This is a genomic window from Azospirillum endophyticum (assembly GCF_016595245.1).
Taxonomy (GTDB): Bacteria; Pseudomonadota; Alphaproteobacteria; order Azospirillales; family Azospirillaceae; genus Azospirillum; species Azospirillum endophyticum.
Genome location: NZ_JAENHM010000060.1, coordinates 1 through 17621, shown reverse-complemented (window position 1 = coordinate 17621; position 17621 = coordinate 1). Strand labels below are relative to the sequence as shown.

Here is a 17621-nt window from a genome sequence, read left to right as displayed (position 1 = left end):
GGCGGCTCCCGTTACCTCCTGAAAAGACGACCTGAGACGATGAATATTTTCAAGGCCTTCGAGACCGATATTCGCAAGCTGCTCGACGAACTGGCGGCGGAGGGTGCGATTCCCGCCGGGCTGGACGGCAGCCGTCTGACGGTCGAGCCGCCGCGCGAGGCCTCGCATGGCGACCTGTCCACCAACGCCGCCATGATCCTGGCGAAGCCGGCGAAGATGGCGCCGCGCGCCCTGGCGGAGCTGCTGGTCGCCAAGCTGAAGGGCCGCGCCGACGTGGCGTCGGTCGAGATCGCCGGTCCGGGATTCGTCAACCTGCGCCTGACGCCGGACGTCTGGCGCGACCGCATCCGCGACGTGCTGACCGCTGGCGCCGCCTATGGCGACAGCGAGCTGGGCGGCGGGACGCCGGTCAATGTCGAGTATGTGTCGGCCAACCCGACCGGTCCGCTGCACGCCGCCCACGGCCGCGGCGCCGTGTTCGGCGACGCGCTGGCCTCGCTGCTGCAGAAGGCCGGCTACGCCGTCACCCGCGAATACTACATCAACGACGCCGGCGCCCAGGTCGACGTGCTCGGCCGTTCTACCTTCATCCGCTACCGTGAGGCGCTGGGCGAGGAGGTCGGCGAGATCCCGGCCGGCTTCTATCCCGGCGAGTATCTGAAGGAGGTCGGCCAAGCCCTGGCGGAGCGCGACGGCAACCGCTGGGTCGGCGCCGACGAGGCGGACTGGCTGCCGGCCTGCCGCGATTTCGCCATCTCCGTGATCATGGGCTGGATCCGCGAGGATCTGGGCGCTCTCGGCGTCACCATGGACGTCTACAGCAGCGAGCGCGCCCTGGTGACGGCGGGGGCCGTTCAGACGGCGCTGGCGGCACTGGAGGAGCGCGGCCTGATCTACACCGGCGTGCTGGAGCCGCCGAAGGGCAAGAAGCCCGAGGATTGGGAGCCGCGGCCGCAGACCCTGTTCAAGTCGAGCCAGTTCGGCGACGACGTCGACCGGCCGCTGAAGAAGTCCGACGGCTCCTTTACCTATTTCGCCAACGACATCGCCTATCACTACGACAAGTACAAGCGCGGGGCGGCGTCCCTGATCGACGTGCTGGGTGCCGACCATGGCGGCTACGTCAAGCGCATGCAGGCGGCGACGCGGGCGATCTCCGGCGGCGAGGCCGAGCTGGACGTCAAGCTCTGCCAGTTGGTGCATCTGATGCAGAACGGCCAGCCGGTGAAGATGTCCAAGCGCGCCGGCACCTTCGTGACGCTGCGCGACGTCATCGATCAGGTCGGCAAGGACGTCGTCCGCTTCATCATGCTGACCCGCCGCAACGACCAGACGCTGGACTTCGATTTCGCCAAGGTGACGGAGCAGTCGAAGGACAACCCGGTCTTCTACGTGCAGTACGCGCACGCCCGCTGCCGCTCGGTCCTGCGCCATGCCGCGACGGCCTTGCCGCAGCTCGACCAGGCCCCGGCCTCGCTCGCGGCGTCGGCGAACCTCTCCCGCCTCGAATCCGAGGAGGAGATGGCGCTCGCCAAACGCATGGCGACCTGGCCGCGCGTGGTCGAGGCGGCGGCCGAGGCGCATGAGCCGCACCGCATCGCCTTCTTCCTCTACGATCTCGCCAGCGACTTCCACGCGCTGTGGAACCGGGGCCGCGACGACGCCTCGCTGCGCTTCCTGATCGAGGGCGATGCGGAACTGACGACGGCCCGTCTGGCGCTGATCGCGGCGGTGGCGACGGTCATCGCCTCGGGCCTGACGGTGATGGGTGTGGAGCCGGTGGAGGAATTGCGTTCATGAAGTACGACGGCGACGTCAACTACGCGGCCAACCCCTACGGGATGCCGCCCCGGCAGTCCGCCAGCAGGCGCGGGCTGTTCGCGCTCGGCTTCGCCGTGGTTGGCGTCGTTGCCTTCGCCGGTGCGGCTGTGGTCGGGCTTCGCGGCCCGTCCCGGCTGTCCGGCGACGGGCCGCCGCTGCTGACCGCCGATGCCGGCCCCGCCAAGGCGCGCCCGGACCAGCCCGGTGGGATGGAGGTGCCGCACCAGGACATCCTGGCCTATGAGCGGCTGCGCGACCATGACGGCGGGCGCGGCAACCAGGTGGAACGGCTGCTGCCGCCGCCGGAGGTGCCGCTGCCGCGCCCGGTGGTGACGCCGCAGATGCCGGCCGTCGTGCCGCTGCCGTCGGTGCCGTCGGTGGCCCAACTGCCGCCGGGCGCCACCGCCACGGTGCCGCGCGACAACGTCGCCGCGGCGGTCGCGGCGGCGGCTCCGTTGGCCGCTCCGGAACCGGCGCCCGGTTTGCCCGTCGCCACCACTGCCGTTCCTCCGGCCGGTCAGGCGCCGGCCGCGCCGACGCCGTTCGTCCAGGCTCCGCAAAGCGTGGCCGCCAAGCCGCAGCAGCCCCCGGCCGCTTCGGTCAAGCCGATCCCTTCTCCCCAACAGCAGCCCGCTTCCGCCGCCAAGCCCCCGGCGCCGCCGGTGCAGCAGAACGCCGCGCCGTCAATGGGGCAGCTGATCGCCAAGCTGGAGGCTGCGTCCCTGCCTGCCACCGCGGCCAAGGCGGCGCCCCAGCCGGCGAAGCCGGCGGCGGCGCCCGCCGTGACCGGCGGCAGCGGCAGCTGGCGCGTCCAGCTGGCCTCGGTGCGCAGCGAGGGCGAGGCCGCGGCCGAGTGGCGCCGCCTCGCCGGCCGCCATCCCGATGCGCTCGGCGGCTTGGCGATGCAGGTCGCCAGGGTCGATCTGGGCGAGAAGGGCATCTTCTACCGGGTGCAGGGGGCCGGCGCCGATGAGGCGCGGGCCAAGTCGGCCTGCGCCCAGCTGCGCGCGCAGAATGTGGGGTGTGTGGTTGTCCGTCCCTGATCTGGTGAGTTTTGCCACCCCGTCCGCCCGTCCGCGCGCCGTCGTCTTCGGCTGCGCCGGGCTGGAGGTGACGGCCGACGAGGCCGCCTTCTTCCGCGACGCTGATCCGCTCGGCTTCATCCTGTTCCGCCGCAACTGCGACAGCCGCGACCAGATGCGCCGGCTGGTCGACGATCTGCGCGCCAGCGTCGGCCGGGCGGACGCGCCGGTCCTGATCGACCAGGAGGGCGGCCGGGTCGCCCGCATGCGCCCGCCGCACTGGCCGGCCCACCCGCCGATGGGCGTGTTCGGCCGGCTCGCCGAACGCGATCCCGCCGCCGGGCGCGAGGCTGCCTGGATCAACGGCCGGCTGCTCGCCCATATGCTGGCGGAGGTCGGCATCACGGTGGATTGCGCGCCGGTCTGTGACGTTCCGGTGGAGGGCGCGCACGACATCATCGGCGACCGCGCCTTCTCGCGCGATCCCGCCCTGGTGATCGCGCTCGCCCGCGCCACCGCCGACGGTCTGCTCGCCGGCGGGGTTCTGCCGGTGATCAAGCACATTCCCGGCCATGGCAGGGCCTTCGCCGACAGCCATGCCGAACTGCCGGTGGTGGAAGCCGACCGTGCGGCATTGGAGGCGACCGATTTCGCGCCTTTCCGTGCCTTGGCCGACCTGCCTCTGGCGATGGTCGCGCATGTGGTGCTGAAGGCGATCGACCCGGCCGCTCCGGCCAGCACCTCGTCCATCGTGGTGCGCGAGGTGGTGCGGGGTCCGTCCATCGGCTTCGGCGGCCTGCTGTTCAGCGACGATCTGTCGATGAACGCGCTGCGGGGCGACCCGAGGACGCGGGCCGAAGCGGTGCTGGCGGCCGGCATGGATGTCGTGCTCCATTGCAACGGCGATCTGGCCGAGATGCGGGCGCTGCTCGGCGCCGTGCCGGTGCTGAGCGGTGCTGCGGCCGACCGCTGGGCGCGGGCGGAGGCGATGCGCCACCCGCCGGAACCGGCGGACATCGCCGCATTGACCAACCGGCTGGCCGAGCTTCTCGGCCCGGCCCAAGCCTGACGGACGGGAGCGGACGATGGAGGAATGGATCTTCCAGGTGACGGCCGTGGCCCTGCCGGCCATCCTCGCCATCACCCTGCACGAGGCGGCGCACGGCTTCGTCGCCTGGCGGCTGGGCGACGACACCGCCTACCGGCTGGGCCGCGTCACCTTCAACCCGATCCGTCACATCGATCCGTTCGGCACGATCCTGCTGCCGGCGCTGATGTATTTCACCACCGGCTTCGTCTTCGGCTGGGCCAAGCCGGTGCCGGTGAACTTCGCCCGGCTGGACCATCCGCGCCGCGACATGGTCTGGGTGGCGCTGGCCGGCCCCGGCACCAACTTCCTGCTGGCGGTGGCGTCGGCGGTGATCTGGCGGCTGGTCGATCCGGGGAACGGCATGGTCGAGCTGTGGATCTATTCCGCCGCCCAGGTGTCGGTTCTGGTCAACGTCATCCTGATGGTCTTCAACCTGATCCCGCTGCCGCCGCTGGATGGCGGTCGGGTGGCGGTCGGCATCCTGCCGGATTTCCTGGCCGTGCCGCTGGCCCGGCTGGAGCGCTTCGGGCTGCTGATCCTGATGGCGGCCTTCTTCCTGCTGCCGATGCTGGGGCGCCAGATCGGCGTGGATCTCAGCATCATGCATTGGGTGCTGGGTCCGCCGGTCGACGCGGTGATCGACTTCATCCGCGCCCTGACCGGCAACGGCTGAAAGCGGTCCTATGGTCGATTGGGTTGCCGAGCGCGAGGCCGACTCCGCCGCATCCGCGGAGGCGTCGCCGTCCGAACAGCTTCTGCTGGTGCTGGACGGCTTCGAGGGACCGCTCGACATGCTGCTGGCGCTGGGGCGCGACCAGAAGGTCGACCTGACGCGCATCTCGATCCTGGAACTGGCCGACCAGTATCTCGCCTTCGTGGCGGAGGCGCGGAAGGTGCGCCTGGAACTGGCGGCCGACTATCTGGTGATGGCGGCTTGGCTGGCCTATCTGAAGTCGCGCCTGCTGTTGCCCGAACCGGAGGGGGAGGAGCCGTCCGGCGAGGATATGGCGGCGGCGCTGGCCTTCCAGCTCCAGCGGCTGGAGGCGATGAAGGGGGCTGCCGCGCAGCTGTTCGCCCGCCCGCGGCTGGGCATCGCCGTCCATTCGCGCGGCGCGCCGGAGGATCTCGACCTGCGCCGCAAGTCGGTCTACGAGGTCACCCTGTTCGACCTGCTGCGCGCCTACGGTCAGCAGCGCGCCCGCAAGGACGCCGGCGTCCTGCACATCGCCCCGGTCCGCCTCTATTCGATGGAGGAGGCGGTGCGGCGCCTCTCCTCCCTGCTCGGCCACATGCCGGACTGGGCGACGCTGGCGAGTTTCCTGCCGGGCGGGGAGGGCGGTGGGCTGCTGACCCGCTCCGCGCTCGCCGCCCATTTCGCGGCGACGCTGGAACTGGCCAAGTCCGGCCGGGTGGAGCTGCGCCAGGAGGGCGCCTTCGCCCCGCTGTATGTCCGGGGGCGCAGGCAGGGCGGTCGGGACGGCGACATCTCGGAAGAAACGCACTCGCATGATTGAGCCGGCATGATCAAGGAAGTCACCGACGCCCCCGAGGCCGAGGCCCGCATCGGCAGGCTGCGCCTGCTGGAGGCGCTGCTGTTCGCCTCCGCCGATCCGCTGGACGAGGAGACGCTGGCCGGCCGTGTCGGGCCGGAGGTCGGCGTGCTGCTGGAGGAGCTGCGGGCCCATTACGCCCCGCGCGGCGTCAATCTGGTGCGCACCGGCGGCGGCTGGGCCTTCCGCACCGCGGTCGATCTGGCGCCCGAGCTGCGGCGGGAAGAGGAGGTGTCGCGCAAGCTGTCGCGCGCGGCCATCGAAACGCTGGCGATCGTCGCCTACCACCAGCCGGTGACCAGGGCGGAGATCGAATCCATCCGCGGCGTGGCGACCAGCAAGGGCACGCTCGATCTGCTGATGGAGCATGGCTGGATCCGGCCGGGCAAGCGGCGGGAGACGCCGGGGCGGCCGCTGACCTGGATCACCACCGACCATTTCCTCGATCATTTCGGGCTGGAGACCCTGCGCGACCTGCCCAGCGTCGACGACCTCCGCGCCGCTGGCCTGCTGGACAGCCGTCCGGTCCTGCTCGGTCTCGGGACGACGGGCGACGACAGCGCGCTCGGTGCCGACGACGAGGCATGAGTCCCGCCCGGGGCGGCGTTCCTCTCCGGCGTTTTTCGCCGGGTCCGCGCGAATTCCCGTGAAACCTCAATGACAACCGGTTAAGGATGGTGGGGCGAACGTTGCGGCACCCTGGCCTTTCTGCCATAGTGCCGGCCCGCCGCAAAGGCCGTTCAAACGTGATAGGCGCGCCATGGGTTCCTTCAGCATCTGGCACTGGATCATCGTTCTTCTGATCGTTCTTCTCCTGTTCGGCGCTGGAAAGCTGCCGAAGGTGATGGGCGATCTCGCCAAGGGCGTGAAGTCCTTCAAGGCGGGCCTGCAGGACGACAGCGACGATGCCACCCCGGGCGCCAATGCTCCGGGCGCCAACGCCAAGACCATTCCGAACCAGCCTGCCAACACGGCCGAAACCGCGGCCAAGAAGGACGAGGCGGTCCGCAGCTGACCGGCGGGCGTGCGGCGTTCCTGCACGGACGCCGCACGCCACCCTGCCCACCGCATTCGTGAAGCCGGAAGAACATGTTCGACATCGCTTGGTCCGAACTGATGGTGATCGCCGTCATCGCCCTTGTGGTCATTGGCCCCAAGGATCTGCCCAAGGCGATCTTCACGCTCGGCAAATGGGTGCGCAAGGCGAGAGGCGTCGCGCGCGAATTCCAGACCCACATCGACGACATGATGCGGGAGACCGAGTTGGACGAGCTTCGCAAGGAAGCGCTGAAGACCCGCGACCTGAACATCAAGAAGATGATGGAGGACACCATCGACCCGCAGGGGGAGGTGGGCAAGGCCTTCGACCCCAAGGGCTTCGATGTCGGCCTGAACGGCCATGCCGGCAGCACCCCGGAACCGGACCTGCCGCAAGCGCCGTCGCCGGTCGTGGACGCTCCCGCCGCTCCCCTGGTCACCGACAGCGTGGCGCCTTCGGCGGCCCCGTCGCCGATCACCATCGAACCGCCGCAACCGGTTCCGGCACCGGTGCCGCAGCCCGCCCCGGCCCCCCGGCCGGACGCCGTGGCCGCCGCCCAGCCGACCGACAAGCAGACCTGAAGACAAAGACGGGCCATGACCGGCGACACCCAGCAGGACGAACTCGAAGAAAGCAAGATGCCGCTGATCGATCACCTGATCGAGCTGCGGAACCGGCTGATGTGGTCGATCGGTGCCATCCTGATCGCCTTCCTGCTGTGCTATGCAGTGTCGGACAAGATCTACAATTTCCTCGTCCAGCCGCTGGCCGACCTGCTGGCGGGGCAGGGGCGGCGGATGATCTACACCGGCCTGACGGAAGCCTTCTTCACCTATGTGAAGGTCGCCTTCTGGGCCGGCTGCTTCATCTCCTTCCCCATCATCGCCAGCCAAATCTGGATGTTCGTGGCGCCGGGCCTGTACAAGCACGAACGCAAGGCGTTCCTGCCCTTCCTGGTGGCGACCCCGGTGATGTTCCTGACCGGCGCCGGCATCGTCTATTACTTCATCTTCCCGATGGCCTGGCGCTTCTTCCTGGGCTTCGAATTCCACCCCGACGGCAGCAACGCCCTGCCCATTGAGTTCGAAGCCCGCGTCGGCGAATACCTGCATCTGGTGATGTCGCTGATCTTCGCCTTCGGCATCGCCTTCCAGCTGCCGGTCCTGCTGACCCTGCTGGTCCGCGTCGGCATCATCAGCACCGACGCGCTCGCGTCCAAGCGGCGCTATGCCATCGTCGGCGCCTTCATCGCCGCGGCGGTGCTGACTCCGCCGGACGTCATCAGCCAGGTCAGTCTGGCGGTGCCGCTGATCGCGCTCTACGAGATCGCGATCATCATCGGCCGCCGGATCGAAAAGGCGCGGGCGGCGGAGCAGGCCGAATAGTCCGGAAGCCGTTCGGCCGCGGCGCGTCGCCTGCGGCCAAGAGCCTACCGTGACGCAGGGTAATAATCCGTCCGTCGTGGACATGCCGCCATTCTCGCGCTAAAAGCACGGTTCGGCCGATGGAAGGCCGCGCCGCGCACCCGGAGCCTTGACCGTATGCAGACCGCCAACGACATCCGTCGCACGTTCCTGGATTTCTTCGCCAAGCAGGGCCATCAGAAGGTCGACTCGTCGCCGCTCGTGCCACGCAACGACCCGACGCTGATGTTCACCAACGCCGGCATGGTCCAGTTCAAGAACGTCTTCACCGGTGCCGAGGCGCGGCCCTACAAGCGCGCCGTCACCTCGCAGAAATGCGTGCGCGCCGGCGGCAAGCACAACGACCTGGACAATGTCGGCTACACCGCGCGGCATCACACCTTCTTCGAGATGCTGGGGAACTTCTCCTTCGGCGACTATTTCAAGGACGACGCCATCGCGTTCGCCTGGAATCTGATCACCAAGGAATATGGCCTGCCGGCCGACAAGCTGCTGGTGACGGTCCACACCTCGGACGAGGACGCGGCGGCGATCTGGCGCAAGGTCGCCGGTCTGTCGGACGACCGCATCATCCGCATCCCGACCGACGACAATTTCTGGCGCATGGGCGACACCGGTCCCTGCGGCCCCTGCTCGGAGATCTTCTTCGACCACGGCCCGTCGATCGCCGGCGGCCCGCCGGGCAGCCCGGACCAGGACGGCGACCGCTTCATCGAGATCTGGAACCTCGTGTTCATGCAGTATGAACAGCTGGGTCCGGACAATCTGGTGCCGCTGCCCAGGCCGTCGATCGACACCGGCATGGGGCTGGAGCGTCTGGCCGCCGTCCTGCAGGGCAAGCACGACAACTACGACATCGACCTGATGCGGGCGCTGATCATGGCGTCGGCCGAGGCGACCAAGACCTCGCCCGACGGCGCCCATGCCGTGTCGCATCGCGTCATCGCCGACCATCTGCGCTCGACCTCCTTCCTGATCGCCGACGGCGTGCTGCCGTCGAACGAGGGCCGCGGCTATGTGCTGCGTCGCATCATGCGCCGCGCCATGCGCCACGCCCACATGATCGGCGCGCGCGAACCGCTGATGCACCGTCTGGTCCCGGCGCTGATCCAGCAGATGGGCGATGCCTATCCGGAGCTGAACCGCGCCCGCGCCCTGATCGTCGAGACGCTGAAGCTGGAGGAAACCCGCTTCAAGCAGACGCTGGAGCGCGGCCTGCGCCTGCTGGAGGACGAGGTCGGCCATCTCGGCGAAGGCCAGCCGCTGGCCGGCGATGTCGCCTTCAAGCTGTACGACACCTTCGGCTTCCCGCTCGACCTGACGCAGGACGTGCTGCGCGGCCAGGGCCGCGGCGTCGACGAGGCCGGCTTCAAGGCGGCGATGGACGAGCAGCGCCGCAAGGCCCGCGAATCCTGGGCCGGCTCGGGCGAGGTCGGGACCGAGAAGCTGTGGTACGAGATCAAGGACGAATTGGGCGCTACCGAGTTCCTTGGCTACGACGCCGAGATGGCCGAGGGCAAGGTGACCGCCATCGTCAAGGGCGACGCCCGTGTCGAGACCGCCACGGCCGGCGATCAGGTGATGATCGTCGTCAACCAGACGCCCTTCTATGGTGAGTCGGGCGGTCAGGTCGGCGATGCCGGCGTGATCTTCTCGGCCGGGGGCACCGAGGTCGCGGTTTCCGACACGCTGAAGAAGCTGGGCGCGGTGTGGGCCCATGTCGGCACCGTCACCAAAGGCACGCTCACGGTCGGCGACGTCGTTGAACTGCGCGTGGACGGCCAGCGCCGTTCCGCCATCCGCGCCAACCACTCCGCCACCCACCTGCTGCACGAGGCGCTGCGCCACCGGCTGGGCGACCATGTCACCCAGAAGGGCTCGCTGGTCGCGCCGGAGCGTCTGCGCTTCGACATCAGCCAGCCGACCGGCCTGACCGGCGCCGACATCGCCGCCATCGAGGACGAGGTGAACCGCCGCGTCCTTGCCAACAGCGAGGTCATCACCCGCCTGATGTCCCCGGACGAGGCCCGCGCCCAGGGCGCCATGGCCCTGTTCGGCGAGAAGTACGGCGACGAGGTCCGCGTCGTCTCCATGGGCGGCCCGCATGGCGAGCAGGATCGCGATTACTCGATCGAGCTGTGCGGCGGCACCCACGTCCGCCGCACCGGCGACATCGGCGTGTTCAAGATCGTCTCCGAAGGCGCCGTCGCCGCTGGCGTCCGCCGCATCGAGGCGCTGACCGGCACCGGCGCCAAGGCGTGGCTGTCCGAGCGTGACCATCTGCTGACCGAGGCGGCGAGCGTCCTGAAGGTGAAGCCCGACGAGGTTCCGACCCGCGTGGCGGCCCTGGTCGAGGAGCGCCGCAAGATGGAGCGCGAACTGGCAGACCTGCGTCGCCAAGTGGCGATGGGGGGCGGTGCCAAGGCCGATGGCGGCAACGAGGCCAAGGACGTCGCCGGCGTCAAAGTCGCCGCCCGCGTGGTCGAAGGCCTGCCGGCCAAGGACCTCAAGCCGATGGCCGACGAGCTGAAGAAGCAGGTCGGCTCGGGTGTGGTCGTGCTGATCGCGTCGAACGAGGGCAAAGCCTCCATCGTCATCGGCGTGACCGATGATCTTACCGGAACCTTGAGCGCCGTCGATCTGGTTCGCGTCGGCGCCGAGGCGCTGGGCGGCAAGGGTGGCGGCGGCCGGCCGGACATGGCCCAGGCCGGCGGCCCCGACGCCTCGCTGGCCCCGGCCGCGGTCGAGGCCATCGAAAAGGCGATCGCGGCCAGGAAGGCTTCCTGATCCCAATGAAATCCGGCCCCCGGTTCGCTCCGGGGGCCGTTTTTCTGTTCATGCCCTTTCTGCCAAGGTCCGGCGATGGAACTCCCGACTCTTCCCTTCACCGTGACCGACTGGTCCGCCGTTCCCGTCACCGAACATCCGGGCGAGACCGGCCTTGCCCGCTGGCGCAGCTTCCACGCCGGAGACCTGCGGGTCAGGTTGGTCGAATACACGCCGGGCTATCTGGCCGACCATTGGTGCGACCGCGGCCATGTGCTGTTCGTGGTCAGCGGCGAACTGGTCACCGAGTTGAAGGACGGCCGCCGCTTCGTCCTGACCGCCGGCATGAGCTATCAGGTGTCCGATTTCGGCGACCATCCGCACCGGTCCTCGACCGAAATCGGCGCCGCCCTGTTTATCGTGGATTGAAACCTTCTCGCTTGAGGGAACCCACCCATGCGCTTCACCGGAACCGACCGCTATGTCGCCACCGACGACCTGATGGTGGCGGTCAACGCCGCCATCACGCTGGAGCGGCCGCTTCTGGTGAAGGGCGAACCGGGCACCGGCAAGACGGTGCTGGCGGTGGAGATCGCCCGCGCGCTGAACAAGCCGCTGCTGTCCTGGCATGTGAAGTCGACCACCAAGGCGCAGCAGGGCCTGTACGAATACGACGCCGTCAGCCGCCTGCGCGACAGCCAGCTAGGCGAGGCGAAGGTCCACGACATCGCCAACTATATCGTCCGTGGCAAGCTGTGGGAGGCCTTCGAGGCGCCGGACTCCCCGGTCCTGCTGATCGACGAGATCGACAAGGCCGACATCGAGTTCCCCAACGACCTGCTACTCGAACTCGACCGCATGGAATTCCATGTCTACGAGACTCGGCAGACGATCAAGGCGGCCAAGCGCCCCATCGTCATCATCACGTCGAACAACGAGAAGGAACTGCCGGACGCCTTCCTGCGCCGCTGCTTCTTCCACTACATCCGCTTCCCCGAGCGCGAAACGATGGAACGCATCGTCGAGGTCCATTATCCCGGCCTGAAGGCGGTGCTGCTGCGCGAGGCGTTGAACCTGTTCTACGACCTGCGCGAAGTTCCGGGCCTGAAGAAGAAGCCGTCCACCTCCGAACTGCTGGACTGGATCAAGCTGCTGATGGTCGAGAACGTCGATCCCGAAACCCTCCGCGCCAAGGACGCCCGCACGCTGATTCCGCCGCTCTGCGGCGCGTTGCTGAAGAACGAGCAGGACGTCCACACGCTGGAACGGTTGGCCTTCCTGGCGAAGCGGGGGCGGTGATCGGGGAGGGGGACGCCTTCCCCTCAAACCCCCTCCACCTCTTCCATTGCCACGCCCAGTGCCATCCCCGTTACCGATTGCACCGTCACCCGGCTGCGCCCGCCGCCCAGCGGCATGACGCGGATTTGCGTGCCGATGCGTTCGACCATCGCCGGAACGTGGCTGATGACGCCGACCTGACGGCCGCCAGCCTGCAACGCCTCCAGGCAGGATAGCGCCACGTCCAGGCTGTCGGGGTCGAGTGTGCCGAACCCCTCGTCGATGAACAGCGTGCCGATCCCGCCGGAGGTCCCCGCCGCCATCGCCGACAGCCCGAGCGCCAGCGCCAGCGACACCAGGAACAGCTCGCCACCCGACAGGCTGTGGACGCCGCGCCGTTCGTCGCCCATCTCGCGGTCGACCACCTGGATCTCCAGATCCGCCCCGGCCACCCGTTCCAGCCGATAACGGCGAGCCAGATCCTCCAGATGGCGATTGGCATGGGTCAGCAGCAGATCCAGGCTCAGGCTTTGGGCGAAGTTGCGCATCTTCTGCCCGTTCGCCGAACCGATCAGCTGCGCCATCTTGCCCCACAGCGCACAGCGCGCCTGCTGCGCCTCGATCGCGGCAGTCAGCCCCGCCAGCCGTTGCCGGTTGGCGTCGTCGGCCTCCAGCCGCCCACGCGCCGAGCCCAGCCGGTCGCGGTCGCGGTCCAGCACCGTCCGGATGGTCTCCGCCGTTGCCGCGGCCTCCTCGACGCTCTGCACCGGCCGGCCGGCGGCATTGTGGTCGGCGCGCTGCCGCCGCCGTTCGGCGACCACCAGCGCCGCATCTCCACGCGCCCGCTCCAACACCGCCAGCGCCAGTTCCTCCGTCTCCAGTTCGCTTTCGGGAGCAGCCAGCAGCCGGCGGATCTCCTCCAGCCCGACCCCACGGTCGGCCACGGCCCTTTCCAGCCGCTCGCCGGCCGCCTTGGCCTGGTCGGCGCAGCGTCTCGACGCTTCGCCACGGGTTTCCCGTTCCTGTTCCGCCGCCGACAGTCGGGCGACGGCGTCCTGCCGTGCGAAGGTAGCTTTTTCCAACAGGGCTTCGGCCTCATGCCGCTCCCCTGCCAGCGCCTTGCGCACCTCCGCCACCGGTCGTCCGCCCAGCAGGGCAGCGCGCGCCGTCCGCGTTTCCGCCAATCGCCCGGCAAGGTCGGCCGCCCGTGCCCGCGCCTCCTCCTCCGCCCGGAACGCTGCTTCCAGTTCCGCACTCTGCACCGCCTGCTCGCCGCTCGCCCGCTCAACCTCACGGACAGCGCGGGCCAGCGCCTCGCTCTTCTCCCGGTATTCGCCCACTCTGGCCGACAACACGGTCCGGTACGCCTCCGGCCCCTGGTCCAGCCGAGACCGCCAGCCGGCTTCCCCCGCCAAGCCTTCTGCCAGTTCCGCCAGCGCAGCCTCCCTGTCGGCCTCCGCCCGCTCCAGCGCCGCCACCGCCAAGACCAGGGCCTGCCGTCCATCGGCCAGCCGCTGCCGGGTCGTTTCGCACTCGCTCGCCAGACCGGCCGCCGCGGTTTCCAGCCGCCGGTGCTCCTGCTGTGCCGCATCGACCCGCCGGCGATGGTCGAGCGCCCGCTCCTCATCCCGCGCGATGGTCGCAAGCCGATGATCGACCGCCTCGACCTCCCCGCGGATGTCGCTGAGCGTTCCACGCCCGGCTTCCCAGCCGACCCCCGCCGCCTGCGCGGTCCAGCGCGCCGCCAGCCCTTCGATTTCCTGAGCGATGGCCGCCTGCCGCGCCGTCACCCCCTCGGCCCCTTTGCGCGCCGCCTGTTCCGCCGTCTCCAATGCGGCGTGGCGGGCTACCGTCCCGGCGAGCGCCTCGCGCAATCCGGCAAGATGCCTTTCCTGATCCTGCGTCACCCGGCCGAGCGGCGTCGCCCCGGCCCCGGCCCAGGGATGCTCGACCGAACCGCAGACCGGGCAGGGCTCCGCCTCGACCAGCCGCCCGCGCAGGCCTTCCACATCCTCGCGTTGGGCCAGCAGCAGCCGTTGCAGGGTGCGTTCCGCCTCTTCGACCGTGGCGCGCTGTCCGACGCGGCGTTCCGCTAGCTCCCGCGCAGCTGTCCCATCCCGCTTCGCTTCGTCCAACAGTCGCAGCCGTTCGCCCTCGGCCGCCGCCCGCTCCGTCTCCAGGCGGTGTCGCGTCTCTGCGATGGCGAGCAGAGCCAGCAGACCGTCGCGCCGGCGTCCGGCGTCCGACCGTGCCTGTCGTGCCTCCTCCAGAGACGGCACCGCTTCGCCGCGCAACTCCTCCAGCGCCCGTTCGGCGGAGCGACAACGCCCCCGCGCCTCCTCCAGCCGGCTTTCCATAACCCGCGCCGTGGCTTCCGTCGCCGCAAGCTCCTGCTCCAACCGCCCACGTTCCTGACCGGCGGCCTTACCGGTCCGCCCGTCGGCGATGATGCGGGTCAGCAGCCGGTCCCAGCGTTCCCACTGCCCGGCCACCCCGGCAAAGCCGGCCTCTCCCCGCAGCCAACTCTCCAGCCGGGCCGCGTCGTTGCGCGCCGCTGATAGAGCGGTGTCGATGTCCTGTACCGCCTTCCGCAGCATGCCGCTGCGCTGGGTCGCCGCCTTCGCCGCCGCCTCGGCAGTCCCCTTTTCACCGGTCAGGGTCGCGATCCGCCCATCGAGGTCGGCCGCAAGTTCAAGATCGGGTTCAGCATTGGTCTGTTCGGCGCAGGTCGCCTCGAAGCGCCGCCGGGCCTCGCCATGGCGACCGGTCGCTTCCTCCACCGCAAGCCGTGTCGCGGCCAAAGCCGCTTCCGCCCGCTCCATCGCCGCTGCGGTCTCCGCCGCCTCTCCGCCCGCCCGGTCGGCATCAATCAGCACCGGCCGTACCGGCTGCAACCCGCGCAACCGGATGGCGGCTTCGCGCCTGCCTTCGGCCTCGCTCCAGGCTTGGTTCGCCGCTTCCGCCACCTCGACCGCTTTGTTCTCGGCCGCCGCGAGTTGCCCGTCGCGGTCGTGCCAGGCCAACGCCGCCTGGACGAGCGCCAGCGCCTGCTCGCCACTCCGCACGGCCTCCGCAGCGTCGCCGGCTTCCGCCTGCAAGGCCGCGCGGTCATCGTCGTTCAGCACCCCGATGCCGCCACCCTGCGCCGCCAGTCTTTCGAGCGTCTGCTTCTCCGCAGTCGCCCGCTCATGCGCCGCGACCGACAGACGCGAGTAAATCTCCGTCCCCGTCAGCAATTCCAGCAGGGCGGAGCGCTCGCGCGGCGGCGCCTTCAGAAAGGTGGCGAAATCGCCTTGGGCCAGCAGGACCGCCCGCCGGAACTGCTCGAAGGTCAGGCCGAGCCGCCGCTCGATCTCCTCCAGCACGCTCTTCTTGCCGTCGCCGAAGCGGCGCTCGCCGTCCAGGCTGCTCAGCGACATGCTCTGCTGCTGCAGGGCGCCTTGCGCCTTGTGCCGCGCCCGTCGCAGATCCCAGCGGGCGCGATAGGCCTCGCCGTCAACACCGACGAAATCCACCTCGGCCCAGCCGAAGCCGGCGCCTCGTCGCAAGACCGTGCGCACATCGGTGGTGCGGATGCTGTTGGGATCGCCCTCCGATCCCAGCATCTCGCCGCGTCCTTCGGGTAGTCGCGGCATGCGGTCGAACAAGGCCAGGCACAGGGCGTCCAGGATCGTGCTCTTCCCGGCGCCGGTCGGCCCGGTGATGGCGAACAGCCCGGCCCGCCGCAGCGGCTCCCGGTCGAAGTCGATGGCGAAGGGACCGTCGAGGCTGGTCAGGTTGGCGCCGCGCACCGCGAGAATCCGCATCACATCGTCTCCTGCACGCCGGTCAGCAACTCGTGGAAGGCCGCCATCAAATCGGGGTCGGGATCGCCCTCATGGCTGCGGCGGTAGAGACGGCGGAACACCTCTTCCGGCTCCAGAGAGGCCAGATCGACCGGTGGCGCGCTGTCGGCCAGCGTCTGCCCGCTGCCGGTCAGACGCACCCCCAGCTTCAGCAGCCGCACCGGCCGGCCGGCCAGCACCGCCTCGACTTCGTCGCGCAGCGCAGGGCGCGGCTCCGGCAAGGTGACCGTCACCTCCAGGAATGGCCAGGCGTCGCGTGGCAGGGCTCCATCCAGGTCCAGCCGCTTCAGCCTTTCAAGCGCCGCTTCCGGGCTGGCCTCGCTGACCCGGTGAATGGCCACATGGCGGGGAACCCGCAGCGCCTCCTGTCCGATCAGCCGGCCTGCCGCGAACTCGGCCAGCACCACCTGATGGGGATAGGGCTGTTCGTCCAGTGCCAGCGGGATCGGCGAACCGCTGTAGCGCACCGCTTCGCGCCCGCCCACCGCCTGCGCCCGGTGCAGGTGGCCCAGCGCCACATAGGCGGCATCTTCCGGGAAGATGTCGACGGGCAGGGCGTGCAGGTTGCCGCCCAGGATCTTGCGCTCGCTCAATTCGGACAGGGTGCCGCCGCGCATATAGCAGTGTCCGGTCAGGATCAGCGCCTCTCCCGGTCCACAACGCCCACGCCCGCCGGTCCAGGCTTGGGTGTAGAGTCGCCGGACCCCTTCGATCAGCGGATCGACGTCCTCCGCCTCCTCGACCGCCGGCAGGTCGGAGGGCCGGAGATAGGGCATGGCGACACAGCGGGCGGCGACTGTTCCATCGGCGTCATGCAGCGGCACGATCAGCCGGGACGGATCGAACAAGCCCTCGGCGGAGGGCAGGGTGCCGATCACCCGCACCCCCATCTCCGTCATCAATGGCGACGGAGCCTCCAGCCGGCTGGCGCTGTCGTGGTTTCCGGCGACGACGACGATGTCCAGCCGTGGATGCAGCGCCTTCGCCCTCGCCACGAAGCGATAGAAGAGCGCCAAGGCCGGGATCGGCGGATTCTGTCCGTCGAACACATCGCCCGCGATCACCAGCGCGTCGACCCGATGATCGCCGATGCGGTCGATCAGCCAGTCGAGGAAACGCCCATGCTCGGCGTCGCGGGGAATGCCGTGCAGAGTCTGGCCGAGATGCCAGTCGGCGGTGTGGAGAAGACGGAAGCTCCGCATGGTCCTGTGCTCGCAACGAAACGATGCGCCACTCTACGGATCGCGCCATGGGCTGCGCCTGCGAAAAACGACGCGATCGAAAAAATGACGAAGCGACGAAAAAAGCGCTTGCGCGGTTCGGGATGAGGCGCCTATAAACCGCTCCACCGACGGCGGGGCGCTGATTGAGGCGCGGCGCCGGCGGAGAAACGGAAGAGAAAACAGCAGCTTAGCAGTTTCACTCTTCCGGCTTCGACCGAAATATCTCCGGTCACTCTGACCCGATCCCCTGAAGAAGGGGATGCGGAAGAGCGGCCGGTGCGACGCGTCTCAGCGTTGCGGGCTCTTTGACAAGTACATACCGTGTTGTGAGAAGGGATGCGCAGGCGGCGGTAGTTGGTAGCCGTTGCGGCCTTGGGGTGTTGGTTTCCTTTGGGGATCGGCGCAATCGAGGATCGTCTGTGCATCTTTTGGACAGAGAAACTGTAACAGTATCGACGTTTCAGGAGATCGCTATGGCGGTCCTGTCAGTCGTGGCTTCGGTCGCGATCTGAACCTGAGAGTTTGATCCTGGCTCAGAACGAACGCTGGCGGCATGCCTAACA

At 69.2% G+C, this 17621-nt stretch carries 14 protein-coding genes; 12 read left to right on the top strand and 2 right to left on the bottom strand.

Annotation, left to right across the window (positions count from 1 at the left end; genetic code table 11):
- The first annotated feature begins 39 nt into the window (after positions 1-39).
- The 12 genes from argS (at position 40) to JHL17_RS21310 (ending at position 12011) form a co-directional block, all read left to right on the top strand.
- Positions 40-1800: an arginine--tRNA ligase gene (gene argS, locus JHL17_RS21365; protein ID WP_200196231.1), complete on the top strand. Its 1761-nt coding sequence runs from the start codon at positions 40-42 to the stop codon at positions 1798-1800.
- On the top strand, positions 1797-2864 hold the full coding sequence (locus JHL17_RS21360) for an SPOR domain-containing protein (protein WP_200196230.1): 1068 nt from the start codon (positions 1797-1799) through the stop codon (positions 2862-2864). Before argS ends, JHL17_RS21360 begins: the two co-directional genes overlap by 4 nt.
- Entirely contained in the window at positions 2836-3912 is a 1077-nt protein-coding gene (gene nagZ, locus JHL17_RS21355) for a beta-N-acetylhexosaminidase (RefSeq protein ID WP_200196228.1), read from the top strand. The genes JHL17_RS21360 and nagZ overlap by 29 nt, the downstream gene beginning before the upstream one ends.
- Before the next feature lie 16 nt (positions 3913-3928).
- On the top strand, positions 3929-4606 hold the full coding sequence (locus JHL17_RS21350) for a site-2 protease family protein (RefSeq protein WP_200196226.1): 678 nt from the start codon (positions 3929-3931) through the stop codon (positions 4604-4606).
- A 10-nt stretch (positions 4607-4616) separates the two neighbouring features.
- Positions 4617-5447 (top strand): segregation and condensation protein A, encoded by an 831-nt coding sequence (locus JHL17_RS21345; RefSeq protein WP_200196224.1) that lies wholly within the window; start codon positions 4617-4619, stop codon positions 5445-5447.
- A gap of 6 nt (positions 5448-5453) precedes the next feature.
- Positions 5454-6071, top strand: a complete 618-nt coding sequence (scpB, locus tag JHL17_RS21340; RefSeq protein WP_200196222.1) for an SMC-Scp complex subunit ScpB — start codon at positions 5454-5456, stop codon at positions 6069-6071.
- A gap of 172 nt (positions 6072-6243) precedes the next feature.
- Positions 6244-6498, top strand: a complete 255-nt coding sequence (locus JHL17_RS21335) for a twin-arginine translocase TatA/TatE family subunit (protein ID WP_200196220.1) — start codon at positions 6244-6246, stop codon at positions 6496-6498.
- 74 nt (positions 6499-6572) lie between these two features.
- Complete coding sequence (gene tatB / locus JHL17_RS21330) at positions 6573-7103, top strand: Sec-independent protein translocase protein TatB (RefSeq protein WP_200196218.1); 531 nt, start codon at positions 6573-6575, stop codon at positions 7101-7103.
- A gap of 15 nt (positions 7104-7118) precedes the next feature.
- Positions 7119-7907 (top strand): twin-arginine translocase subunit TatC, encoded by a 789-nt coding sequence (tatC, locus tag JHL17_RS21325; protein WP_200196216.1) that lies wholly within the window; start codon positions 7119-7121, stop codon positions 7905-7907.
- Positions 7908-8063: 156 nt separating this feature from the next.
- Complete coding sequence (gene alaS, locus JHL17_RS21320; RefSeq protein WP_200196215.1) at positions 8064-10733, top strand: alanine--tRNA ligase; 2670 nt, start codon at positions 8064-8066, stop codon at positions 10731-10733.
- Positions 10734-10808: 75 nt separating this feature from the next.
- Positions 10809-11141, top strand: a complete 333-nt coding sequence (locus tag JHL17_RS21315) for a DHCW motif cupin fold protein (protein WP_200196213.1) — start codon at positions 10809-10811, stop codon at positions 11139-11141.
- 27 nt (positions 11142-11168) lie between these two features.
- Entirely contained in the window at positions 11169-12011 is an 843-nt protein-coding gene (locus JHL17_RS21310; protein ID WP_200196211.1) for an AAA family ATPase, read from the top strand.
- Between the two features lie 23 nt (positions 12012-12034).
- On the opposite strand, the gene JHL17_RS21305 is transcribed toward JHL17_RS21310, so the two are convergent.
- Positions 12035-15796: an AAA family ATPase gene (locus JHL17_RS21305; RefSeq protein WP_200196209.1), complete on the bottom strand. Its 3762-nt coding sequence runs from the start codon at positions 15794-15796 to the stop codon at positions 12035-12037.
- A complete protein-coding gene (locus JHL17_RS21300; RefSeq protein WP_200196207.1) occupies positions 15796-17037 on the bottom strand; it encodes an exonuclease SbcCD subunit D C-terminal domain-containing protein in 1242 nt (413 codons plus the stop codon). The genes JHL17_RS21305 and JHL17_RS21300 overlap by 1 nt, the downstream gene beginning before the upstream one ends.
- Positions 17038-17621: the final 584 nt, after the last annotated feature.